The organism is Bradyrhizobium sp. (assembly GCF_035701725.1).
In the GTDB taxonomy this organism is placed as follows: Bacteria; Pseudomonadota; Alphaproteobacteria; order Rhizobiales; family Xanthobacteraceae; genus Bradyrhizobium.
Window position 1 is genome coordinate 1 of record NZ_DASSRP010000289.1, and the last position, 12,077, is coordinate 12,077.

A 12,077-nucleotide genomic window follows, 5' to 3' on the forward strand; every position below is an offset into this window, starting at 1 on the left:
CAAACTGTGCTGCCGCTGATGCTCGCGGATGGCGATCCAGACCCGCTCCGGCGTCGCCGGCATGTCGATGTGCTCGATCTTATACTCGCGCCACAGCCCTTCGATGATGGCATTGACGACCGCGGGGCATGACCCGATCGCGCCCGCCTCGCCTGCTCCCTTCACGCCCATCGGATTGGTCTTGCAGGGTATGTTGTGGGTCTCGAAGTGGAAGGCCACTCCATCGGCGGCGCGTGGCAGCGCATAGTCCATGTACGTGCCGGTCATCAGCTGCCCGTCGCTCGGGCTGTAGATCACCTGCTCCATCAGCGCCTGCCCGATCCCCTGCATGACGCCGCCATGCACCTGGCCTGCGAGCAAAAGCGGATTGAGCGTGACGCCGAAGTCGTCGACGATGACGTAATTGACGATGCGGATGTAGCCGGTGGCCGGATCGATCTCGACCTCGGCCAGATGTGTGCCGTTGGGAAAAGTGCCGTCGGCCTGCGTAAATGTCGCGCTGGCATTGAGCTTGGACGGATCGATGCCCGGCCGCTTGGCGAGATCGGCAAAGCTGATCGAGCGGTCGGTGCCGGCGACGCGTATCGCGCCATCGTTGATCTCGAGATCACCCGCGCTCGTCTCCAGCGCCTCGGCCGCAAGCTCGCGCAGCTTGTTGCCGAGATCGCGCGTGGCGCGCTCGACGCTGACGCCACCGGTCGGTATCGAGGCCGAGCCGCCGGTGCCAAGCCCGGTCGCGATCATGTCGGTGTCGCCCTGAAACACATGCACGCGCTCGGGCGGCAGGCCGAACTGCTGGGCGACGAGCTGCGCATAAGCCGTCTGATGGCCCTGCCCGCTCGATTGCGTGCCGATCAGAACCGAGACGTCGCCATTGGGATCGAGCGCCACCTTGGCGGTCTCCTCGCCCATGGTGCCGCAGACCTCGACATAACAGGCAAGCCCGATACCGCGTACCAGGCCCTGCTTCTTTGCGGCCTTCGCCCGCTTTGGAAATTCCTTCCACTCCGCGACTTCCATCGCGCGCTTCATATGCGCGGCGAAGTCGCCGGAATCGTAAACCTTGCCGGTCGCGGTCTTGTACGGCATCGCACGCGGCGGAATGAAGTTCTTGCGGCGGATCGCATCGACGCTCATGTCGAGTTTTCGCGCGGCGGCGTCGACCAGTCGCTCGAGCACGTAGGCGGCCTCAGGCCGTCCCGCGCCGCGATAGGCGTCGACCGGCACGGTGTTGGTGAACACCGTGCGCACGCGGCAATGGAACGCCTGAATGTCGTAGAGGCCCGGCAGCATGCCGGCGCCGCCATGCGGAATATAGGGGCCGAAGGTCGACAGATACGCGCCCATGTCGCCGATCAGATCGACATCCATGCCGAGAAATTTTCCGTCCTCCGAAACCGCCATCCGCGCGGTCGTGGCATTGTCGCGTCCCTGCGCGTCGCCGACGAAGTGATCGGCGCGGTCGGCGGTCCATTTCACCGTTTTGCGCAATTTGCGCGCGGCCACCGCGATCAGCGCGTATTCGCGATAGGGAAACAGCTTGGTGCCGAACCCGCCGCCGACGTCGGGGCAGATCACCCGCATCTTCTCCAGCGGAATCTTCAAGACCATGCCGCCGATGATTTCGCGGATCCGATGGCTGCCCTGGCTGCCGACGGTCAGCGTCAGATGATCGCGCCGCGCGTCGTATTCGCACACCGCCGCGCGCGTCTCCATGAAATTGGTGACGATGCGCGGGTTGACGATCGAAATCTCGACCACCGCATGCGCCTTGGCAAACGCCGCCTCGGTTGCCGCCTTGTCGCCGATCGACACGTCGAACAGCACGTTGCCTTTATGCTGCGGCCAGACTTGCGGCGCGTCATTCCTGACGGCATGGCGCACACCGACGACCGCGGGCAGCGGCGTCCATTTCACCTCGATCGCCTCGATCGCATCGCGCGCCGCATCGACGCTGTCGGCGACCACGAAGGCGACGGCGTCGCCGACATGGCGAACTTCGTCCCGAGCCAGGATCGGGTAAGGCGGCCCGGTGAAGGGATTGACTTCGAGGTTGAACAGGCACGGCAGATCGCCGAGATCGCGCACGTCTTCGGCGGTCAGGATCAGCGCAACGCCGGGCAGCGCACGGGCGCGGCTCGCATCGATGGTGAACTTGGCATGGGCATGCGGCGAGCGCAGCACCAGCGCATGCAACGACGGCGACGGCGCGACATCGTCGGTATAGCGGCCTTTGCCGCGTATCAGCGCATCATCCTCTTTGCGACGCACGCTTTGACCGACACCGAATTTGACGGGAGCCATTTTGTTTCCGACCTGTCTTTCTGTTTCCGGACTGTCTCTTGCGCTGCCGCCGAGGAGCGGCGAAGCAGGCCTCAATGAGAGCCCATATTGGCGCGGATCGGCAAAACGCGCAAACGCGTGCGGCGAACAGAACGATCCTCGCCCTAGCCTTTCACCAGCGACATCACCCAGCGCCTGCCGAACAGGACGAGGATCGCGCCCGCATAGACAAGCGCGCCGATGACGATCAGCAGCAAAAATGCAGCCTCGTCATGCAACGCGCTCGGGCCCGCGATATAGGGAGCGGAAAAGCGCGCCGCCAGCCACAAAGCCGCCGCCATGACGACACCGGCCGCGACAAATTTCGCCATTGACCGCAACAAGGCCGCATCGAGCTGCAGATAGCCGGCGCGGACCGCAAAGCCGATCACTAGCGATAAATTGATCCAGGCGCCGACCGCGGTCGCAAAAGCGAGACCGACCTGGGCGAGCGGCCCGACCAGCGCGATCTTGAGCGCCACGTTGACGGCAACGCCGATCAGCGCCGCCTTGACCGGCGTCGCCGTATCGCGCCGCGCATAGAAGGTCGCAACCGCGCTGCGGATCAGGACGAACGGAATGAGACCGATCGCGTAGGCGGCAAGCGTGGCGCCGGCTGCCGCTGCGTCGCCTTTCGTGAACGCGCCGCGGGCAAACATCGCCCGCATGATCGGATCCGGCACCACCAGGAAGGCGGTCACGAACGGCACCGACAACAACAGCGTGAAATCGAACGCGCGCCGCTGCGCGATCGATGCGCCCTCGTGATCTTCCGATGTCAGGCGCCGCGACATTTCCGGCAGCAGCACCGTGCCGATGGCAATGCCGATCACGCCGATCGGAAGCTGGTTGAGCCTGTCGGCATAATAAAGCGCGGAGAGCGCGCCCGCCGGCAGAAAGGTCGCGATGATGGTGTCGGCGAACAGCGCCACCTGCGTGCCCATCGAACCGATGGTGGCCGGTCCCAGCGCGCGGAAAAACCCTCGCACATTCTCGTCCCACTTGATCGGCGCAAAACGCGGCAGGCCGCCATGGGTGCCGAGGTCGCCCGCGAGCAGGAAATATTGCAGGAAGCCCGAGATCAAAACGCCCCATGCCGCCGCGTGCCCTGGCGTCGGAAACCACACCGCGACCGCCAGCGTCGCCATCATCGAAACGTTGAGCAGGATCGATGCGGCCGCCGCGCTCGCAAACCGATGCATCACGTTGAGGATGCCGCCATAGAGCGTCACCAGCGTGATCAGCAAGAGATAAGGGAACGTGATCCGCGTGAGTTCGATCGCCAGAGTTCGCTGCGCGGCATCGTCGGTAAATCCGGGCGCCAGAATGCTCATGGCTTGCGGCATGAACAGCCAGGCGGCGACCAGGAGGATCAGCTGCGAAACAAACAGAAGGGTAAAGATGCGGTTGGCGAACAGCCCGGCCGCCTTCTCGCCGCCCCCGCTGCTGACATGGGCATAGGCCGGCACGAAGGCGGCGTTGAACGCGCCTTCGGCAAAGATCGCGCGGAAATGATTGGGCAGCCGCAGCGCCACGAAAAAAGCATCCGCCGCGGGACCGGCGCCGAGGATCGCCGCCAGCATGATGTCGCGGGCAAACCCGGTCAGCCGCGAAAGGAGCGTGTAGCCGCCGACGGTGAAGATACGACCGAGCATGCGGTGCTTCTACAGCATGCCAGCCGTGCCTCAAAATGGCCGAATGATGTCATGGCCGGGCTCGTCCCGGCCATCCACGTCTTTCTTCTGGCTGAGCGTCTAAGACGTGGATGCCCGGGTATGACGAGTCTCTACGCCCCGAAAAAGCCCCGCACCGCCTGGATCACCCGGTCCTGGCTCGCCTCGTCGAGATAGGCGTGCATCGGCAGGCTGATGACATCCGACGACAGCCGCTCGCTCACCGGCAGCCCGCCATCGGCCACGGGATAATCCTTGTAGGCCGTCTGCTGATGCATCGACTTGGGATAGTAGATCGCGGTGGGAACGCCCTGCGCCTTCAGCGCCGCCGCAAAGGCGTCGCGGTCGGTCGCCTCGGGCAGGCGGATCGTATATTGCGCCCAGACCGAGGTGTGGCCCTTGGCGAGCCGCGGCACGGTGACGACATTGCCAAGGCCCTGCGCGTAACGGTCCGCGATGGCGTTGCGCGCGGCGATTTCATCGTCGAAGATTTTCAGCTTCTCGAGCAGAACCGCCGCCTGGATCGTATCGAGGCGGCCGGTCAGGCCGAGGCGGACATTGTCGTACTTGTCTGAGCCCTGGCCGTGCACGCGGATGCTGCGCAAGACATCGGCGAATGCCGCATCGTCGGTGAAGATCGCGCCGCCGTCGCCATAGCAGCCGAGCGGCTTGGCCGGGAAGAAACTGGTCGCGGTGATGAGGCCCATGCCGCCGAGCCTGCGGCCCTTGTAGCTGGCGCCGAACCCCTGCGCCGCGTCGTCGAGGATGAACATGCCCTCGGTCTCGGCGATGGCAAACACCGCGTCGTGGTCGGCGCTCTGGCCGAACAGGTCGACCGGAATGACGCCGCGCGGCTTGAGGCCAAGCCGCTTGGCCGTCGCAATGCCGCGCTTGAGCGAGGCCGCGTCGATATTGAAGGTCGCCTCGTCGACATCGACGAACAGCGGCGTCGCACCAACGAGCGCGACCGCCTCACCCGTTGCGCAGAACGTGAATGACGGACACAGCACCGCATCGCCGCGGCCGACGCCCTTGGCCATCAGCACCATGACCAGCGCATCGGTGCCGCTGGCGCAGGTCACGACATGCTTGGCACCGCAGAAGGCTGCGAGCGCGGACTCGAGCGCGGCCACTTCCGGGCCGTTGACGAATGCGCAATGCGCAAGCACGCGCGCGACCGCCTCATCCACCGCGGGACCAAGCCGGCGGCGCTGGGCGGCGATGTCGATAAACGGAATGTTTTCGAGACGCAGGTGCTGGTTCATGGAGCCTTGCAAAGTCTGGGCGGAAGACATTTTCGCAAAAAAGTTAGCCAACGACGCGGCGCGGTCCCTTGCGGGGCGGCGAGCTTGCGGCGGGCCGCGGCGGATTTTCCAGGCAGCGGATCGCGATCTCGAGGCTGGCAACGCCCTCATCGCCGCTCACGGCCGGGTGGCCGCCGCTCCGCACCGCGCGCAAGAATGCGATCAGTTCGGCGCGCAGCGGCTCGTCATGGCCGACCGGCAAATGACGCATCGAATAGCTGCCGTCCGGCTTGAATCCGAAACATTCGGTGACCTGGCGGGTCAGAAGATCGCCCATCACATACTTGCCGCGGGTTGCGACCGTGACGCTGCGAGCCTTGAACGGCGTCAACCAGTTGGTGTTGATGTGGGCAAGCACGCCCGAGGCGGTTCGGAACTGCAACAGCGCGATGTCTTCGCGCTCGGCGACCGCGCTCGAGAGCTGTGGCTGCACCTCGACGATGTCCGACTCGGTGAACCAGCGGATCAGGTCGATGTCATGAACCGCAAGGTCGATCACGACACCGACATTGGACATACGCGGCGGGAACGGTCCGACCCGGGTGATGCCGATCGAAAGAATATCTTCGCCCGAGATCGCCTGCTTGATGGCGGCGACCGCCGGATTGAACCGCTCGACATGGCCGACCATCAAGGTGACGCCGGCGCGGCGTGCCGCCTCGACGATCTCGTGCCCCTCCTCCACCGAGGACGCGATCGGCTTCTCGACCATGATGTTGATGTTGCGGGCGATGCAGGCGAGCGCGATCTCATGATGCAGATGCGTGGGGGCCGCGATCGTCACCGCATCGACGCCTTCGTCGAGCAATTCGTCGAGGCCTGCAAAAGCGCGGCAACCGGCAAGCTCAGTGGCGCGGTTGCGATGCTCAGGCAAGGGATCGACAATGCCGACCAGCGTCGTTCCGGGCAGCCCGGCAAGCACACGGGCATGGTTGGAGCCCATGATGCCCGCGCCGATCACGCCGACGCGAAGCGTCGCCTGCGCATCAGCTTTGTGGTGAGACGCGACCGCCTTTGTAACCATGCAACTTGACCCCTGATACCCCGACCCCAAACCCCGAGCGGTTCTCTAGCACGCCGCCTTAGATGTGGCGAATGGCAGGCAGAGATACGCAAACACGTTTTGATTCAAAGAATTACAGGGCCGCCGGCGCGGCACCGTGGTCTTTGGGGCTGGACCTCGCGTCCTTTCTGGGACAGCCGATCCGGACCGGTGATTCGCCGCCGGACCATGAGGGCTCACGAGCGGCGATAATCGTCCTCGATGCGGATGATATCGTCTTCGCCGAGATAGCTGCCGGTCTGAACCTCGATCAGCTCGAGCAGGATCTTGCCGGGATTCTCCAGCCGGTGCACGGCCCCGATCGGGATGTAGATCGATTCATTCTCGTGCACGGTCTTGATGTCTTCGTTGATGGTCACCCGCGCGGCGCCGCGCACCACAATCCAGTGTTCGGAACGGTGGTGATGCTTTTGCAGCGACAGCCGCTCGCCGGGCTTGACGATGATGCGCTTGACCTGATGGCGCTCGCCCATGTCGACCGACTGGTAGGAGCCCCAGGGGCGATGAACCTTCAGATGGTCTTCCGTCACCTGCGGCGCGACCGTCTTCAGTTTCGTCACCAGCCGCTTCAAGCCGTTGGCATCCTTCTGACGCGACACCAGCACGGCATCCTGGGTGGCGACCACGACGAGGTCGTCGACGCCTTCGAGCGCCACCAGCGCCTTGTCGGTCGAAACGTTGCAGTTGCGGGAATCCTCGAACACGGCGGCGCCCTGCGCGGCGTTGCCCTCGCGGTCCTTGTCCGACAACTCCCAGACCGCATGCCAGGAGCCGACATCGGACCAGCCACAGTCCACCGGCACGACGGCGGCGCGCTTGGTCTTTTCCATGACCGCATAATCGATCGAGATCGCTTTCGCCGCGGCAAAGGCGGCTTCGTCCAACGTGACGAAGCCGAGATCGCGGCCGGCTTTGGTCACCGCCTCAGAGACCGACTGCACGCTGGCCGCATCGACATTGCGGTACTCATCGAGCAGCACGGCCGCGCGGAACATGAAGTTGCCGCTGTTCCAGAAGTAGCCGGCCTTGACGTATTCGGCGGCCTTCGCCGCATCGGGCTTCTCGACGAACTGCTTGACGGCGCGCACCTGACCCGACACCGCCTCGCCCGGATTGATGTAGCCATATTCCGTGGCCGCGCGTTCCGGCTTGACGCCGAAGGTCACGATGCGTCCCGCATCCGCCGCAACCAGTCCGTCGCGGCAGGCGGCCACGAAAGCGGCGTTATCGCGCACGACATGATCGGCGGCGAGCGCCAGAACCACGGCATCGGCGGCGCGGCTTTCCGCAAAGGCAGCCCCCGCCGCAATCGCGGGACCGGAATCCCGCCGCATCGGCTCCAGCAGAATGTCGGCCACAGCTCCGATCTCGACCAGTTGCTCCGACACCATGAAGCGGTAGGCCTTGTTCGTGATCACGATCGGGCGATCGAACAGCGCCGGGTCCGACACCCGCAGGATTGTTTCCTGAAATGTCGACCGCGTCCCAAACAGGGGCAAAAACTGCTTCGGGCGCACTTCGCGCGAGGCCGGCCAAAGCCGCGTGCCGGCACCGCCGCACATGATCAGGGGAACAATCTTCTTGCCCATCAACGTCTCATCGATTGCCAGCGGTTGTTGCCAATTCCCGCCGTTAACGATTGCCATCATCGGCGACCGCCGGCCGAACCGGTCCAACGGGCCTCTTTAACCGTCTGGTTGCGGCCCCTGCAATAGATTTGAGGGGCGTCATACCGATAACCCTAAGGCGATCAAGGCCGAAACGGCGCCTATTGCCAGATCGGTGCTAAAACCATACCAAGGCGCCAAAGCGTGGTGCGCGACCTTGCCGGTGGAACGGGCCCGCGGCCGATAAACGTCCCCAAACCTGTCCAATGCAGGCGAAATGCGCCGAATCCTGCTTTCCGCGATCAAGATCCTGGTATCGGCCGCGCTGCTCTATCTTGCGCTCCGCAAGGCCAATTTCGCCGATCTTGCCTCCCGCATCGATCTGACCAGCGCCGCCTGGCTCTTGCTGGCGGTCGCCGTGGTGTTCTTGCAGATATTCGTCGGCGTGCTGCGCTGGCGCATCGTCAGCGCCGAATGCGCCGCCCCGCTGCCGCTGCGCCAGGCCATGCGCTACAACGTGATCGGGACCTTCTTCAACCAGACCCTGCCGTCCTCGATCGGCGGCGACGCGGTCCGGCTCTGGCTGGTGGCCCGCGCGGGCGCCGGCTGGCGCGCTGCGACCTATTCGATTTTCGTCGACCGCGCCATCGGACTGGTTGCACTCGCGATCATGATCGTCGCCAGCCTGCCGTGGAGTTCGCATCTGATCGCCGATGCCTATGGCCGCTCGGCGCTCATGCTGCTCGATTTCGCCGCGCTGGCCGGCGGCGCCGGATTTCTCATCCTCGGCGTGCTGCCTTGGCCATGGCTGAAGAAATGGTGGGCGACCCATCACATCCATGCCTGCGCGGTGATCGCCAACCGGGTCATCTTCAGCCCCCGCAACGAGCCGGCGATCGTGATCCTTTCCTTTGTGGTCCATCTTCTCGCCGTGGTGATCGCCTGGTGCGTCGTGAAGTCGATTGCGGCGCCGGTCGGATTTGAGCAGACGTTTCTTTTGATTCCGCCTGTGATGCTGATCACGATGCTGCCGATCTCGATCGCCGGCTGGGGCGTACGCGAAGCCACGATGGGGCTCGCCTTCGGCTATGCCGGCCTGGTCACCAACGAGGGCATCAACATCTCGCTCCTGTTCGGCGCGGTCTACTTCGTCGCCGGCATCATCGGCGGCCTGGTGTGGATCGCTTCGGCCGAAAAGGCCGCCAAGGACACGGAGCAGATCGAGGCCGCGGAATGAACGCCTGTTTGCAGGCGATGACCGCGCCGCAATGGTGGCTGATACCGGCGGTGGCGGTGGCCGCGGCAATCGTTTCGGCACTGGTCATCCTGCTCATCCGCCCGCTGCTCCAAAAACACGCGCTCGCCAAGCCCAATGCACGATCGTCCCATCGCACGCCGACACCACAAGGCGCCGGCATTGCCGTGATCGCGGCAACGCTGCTGATCGCGGGCCTTGCAATCGCGCACCTCGGCGAGGGCCTCTCGAACTTCCCTGCTTTGCTGTTTGGCGCGGCGCTTTTCGTCGCCGCGCTCGGCTTTGCCGACGATATCAAGCCGGTTCCGGTGCTGCCGCGCCTGTTGCTGCAGGCGATCGCGGTCGGCGCCGTGGTGGTGGCGCCCTCCTGCGATCTTCGCCTGGCGCCGTTCCTGCCGCTCGAAATCGAACGCGGCCTGCTGGTGCTCGCCGGCCTCTGGTTCGTCAACCTCGTCAACTTCATGGATGGGCTCGACTGGATCACCGCGGCCGAGGTGGTGCCGATCACGGCCGCGATTGCACTGCTTGGGGTCGCCGGCGGGCTTCCACTGACGGTGAGCCTCGTGGCCGCCGCGCTGTGCGGGGCCATGCTCGGCTTTGCGCCGTTCAACCGCCCGGTCGCGACAATCTTCCTTGGCGACGTCGGCAGTCTGCCGATCGGCCTTTTGCTGGGGTGGTGCCTGCTGCAAACAGCCGGACAGCATCATTTCGGCGCCGCGCTGCTGTTGCCGCTTTATTATCTGGCCGACGCCACCCTCACGCTGGTGCGCCGCCTGATCCGCCGCGAGCCGTTCTGGGTCGCGCATCGCAGCCATTTTTATCAGCGCGCCACCGACAATGGCTTTACGGTCATGCAGGTGGTGAGCGAAGTGTTCACGCTCAATCTGGTGCTGGCGGCGCTTGCCGCGTTTTCGATCAAGGCCGCCTCACCCACGGCCGATGTCGCGCTGTTTGCGGTGGGTGCCGCCGCGGTGGCATCGACGTTGCTACGCTTTTCGAGGCAGCGTAACGCGAAAGCAGTTTAAGCCGAATTCTGACCTTTCACCTCGTCATGGCCGGGCTCGTCCCGGCCATCCACGTCTTTCTTCGTGGTTGGCACAAAGACGTGGATGCCCGGCACAAGGCCGGGCATGACGAAAAATAATGTGCGATTGGCTCCTACGCCGCGTTCGAGCCGAATTCCGGCACCGCGTCTTTCAAGATGGTCTTGATGGCAGTGGGGTCGTCGTTCTCGATCGCCTGCTTGAGCGCCGTCATCCAGGCCTTCAGCGCCTGCATCGGCGGCTCGTTGGGCTTGGCCGCCATGATGCCGGCCACCCCGATCTCGACCGGCGGCTCTTCGCTCGCGAACAGGATTTCGTTGAGCCGCTCGCCCGGCCGCATCCCGGTGAAGACGATTTCGATATCGATGCCGGGCTGCAGGCCCGACAGGCGGATCATCCGCTCGGCAAGGTCGACGATCTTGACCGGCTGGCCCATGTTGAGGACATAGACCGACACCGAACGCTGCGCGCCGAGCGCGTGCGTAGCTGCCGTGATGACGAGATCGCAGGCTTCGCGGATGGTCATGAAGTAACGCACCATCTCGGGATGCGTCACCGTCACCGGCCCGCCCGCCTCGATCTGCGCCTTGAACTTCGGCACCACCGAGCCGTTCGACGCCAGCACATTGCCGAACCGCACCGAGATCAGCCGCATGCGCTTGCGTCCGGCCTGCACGGCCGGATCATGGTCGAGCGCCTGGCAATACATCTCCGCAAAGCGCTTGGTCAGGCCGAGCATCGAGACCGGTTCGATCGCCTTGTCGGTCGAGATCATCACCATTGCCTCGGCGCCGGCCGCCAGCGCGGCGTCCGCGACATTGACCGAGCCGAAGATGTTGGTCTTGACCCCTTCGCTCCAGTCGCGCTCGAGGATCGGCACGTGCTTGAGCGCGGCGGCGTGGAACACCAGATCCGGCTTGAATTCGCTCATCAGCCGCAAAATGCGCTCGCGGTCGCGGATGTCGGCGATCCGCCCCTCGACCTCGGCCTCGACCCCAAGCGCCGCCAGCGCCTCGGTGATCGCGTACAACGCCGGCTCCGAATTCTCGATGATCAACAGCCGCGCCGCACCGAAGGTCACGACGCGATGACAGACCTCCGCGCCGATCGAACCGCCGCCGCCGGTGACGATCACGGATTTGCCCTTCACCAGCGCTTCCAGCCGCGCGTAGTCGATTGTCGTGCTCTGGCGCAACAGCAGGTCCTCGACCGCAACCGGCGCCAGCCGCGGCACGTCGCCGCTTTCCAGCGACGGCAGGCGGCTCACGATCAGCCGCAGCCGCTTGGCGCGCATCAGGAACGTTTCGGGATGCACTTCCGTCTCGAACGCCGAGGGCAGCATCACCGCGCGTGCGATCGGCTTGTTACGGCGCGCGAAGTCGGCGGCGACGTCCTCGACATCGTCGATATTGCCGAGCACCGGCACGTTGCGGATCAACTGGCCGCGGTCGGCAACCGACGGCGAGAGGATACCGACCGGCCAGATCCGCTTCACCGCGCCGCTTTCGATGCCGCGCAGGAGAATCTCGGCGTCGGCCGTGCGACCGACCAGAAGCGTCGGCGAGGCATCCTCGGACCTGGCGTGATGGCGAACGCGCGTGTAGCGGAAATAGCGATAGGCAAAGCGCAACGCACTGAGGAAGGTGATCTCCAGGAACCAGAACAGGATGATGGTCACCTTGCCGAAGAAGAAGGTGCCATGCACGTTGGGCGCCACCAGAATGTAGTCGAGCACCAACAGCGCCACGGCGAGCACGGTCGCGGCGCGCAGGATGTTGAGCGCATCCGGCAGCGAGATGAAACGCCATTT

The 12,077-nt window shown here is 64.7% G+C and carries 8 protein-coding genes; 2 read left to right on the plus strand and 6 right to left on the minus strand.

Going from position 1 to position 12,077, the window contains the following annotated elements:
* The 5 genes from VFL62_RS17165 to VFL62_RS17185 all read right to left on the minus strand — a co-directional run.
* Window positions 1-2,304: xanthine dehydrogenase family protein molybdopterin-binding subunit (locus VFL62_RS17165; RefSeq protein WP_325173576.1), on the minus strand; the 2,304-nt coding region annotated here is incomplete at its 3' end.
* Window positions 2,305-2,447: 143 nt separating this feature from the next.
* Window positions 2,448-3,977, minus strand: a complete 1,530-nt coding sequence (gene murJ / locus VFL62_RS17170) for a murein biosynthesis integral membrane protein MurJ (protein WP_325173577.1) — start codon at window positions 3,975-3,977, stop codon at window positions 2,448-2,450.
* Window positions 3,978-4,108: 131 nt separating this feature from the next.
* Window positions 4,109-5,260, minus strand: coding sequence for a DegT/DnrJ/EryC1/StrS family aminotransferase (locus tag VFL62_RS17175; protein ID WP_325173578.1), 1,152 nt, complete (start codon window positions 5,258-5,260; stop codon window positions 4,109-4,111).
* Between the two features lie 43 nt (window positions 5,261-5,303).
* Window positions 5,304-6,323, minus strand: coding sequence for a Gfo/Idh/MocA family oxidoreductase (locus tag VFL62_RS17180; RefSeq protein ID WP_325173579.1), 1,020 nt, complete (start codon window positions 6,321-6,323; stop codon window positions 5,304-5,306).
* 215 nt (window positions 6,324-6,538) lie between these two features.
* Window positions 6,539-7,951 (minus strand): mannose-1-phosphate guanylyltransferase/mannose-6-phosphate isomerase, encoded by a 1,413-nt coding sequence (locus VFL62_RS17185; RefSeq protein ID WP_325173580.1) that lies wholly within the window; start codon window positions 7,949-7,951, stop codon window positions 6,539-6,541.
* A 295-nt stretch (window positions 7,952-8,246) separates the two neighbouring features.
* On the opposite strand from VFL62_RS17185, the gene VFL62_RS17190 reads away from it, so the two are divergent.
* Together VFL62_RS17190 and VFL62_RS17195 are read left to right on the plus strand one after the other, a co-directional pair.
* On the plus strand, window positions 8,247-9,206 hold the full coding sequence (locus tag VFL62_RS17190) for a lysylphosphatidylglycerol synthase transmembrane domain-containing protein (RefSeq protein WP_325173581.1): 960 nt from the start codon (window positions 8,247-8,249) through the stop codon (window positions 9,204-9,206).
* Window positions 9,203-10,249 (plus strand): glycosyltransferase family 4 protein, encoded by a 1,047-nt coding sequence (locus VFL62_RS17195; RefSeq protein WP_325173582.1) that lies wholly within the window; start codon window positions 9,203-9,205, stop codon window positions 10,247-10,249. The genes VFL62_RS17190 and VFL62_RS17195 overlap by 4 nt, the downstream gene beginning before the upstream one ends.
* 133 nt (window positions 10,250-10,382) lie before the next feature.
* On the opposite strand, the gene VFL62_RS17200 is transcribed toward VFL62_RS17195, so the two are convergent.
* Window positions 10,383-12,077: nucleoside-diphosphate sugar epimerase/dehydratase (locus VFL62_RS17200; RefSeq protein ID WP_325173583.1), on the minus strand; the 1,695-nt coding region annotated here is incomplete at its 5' end.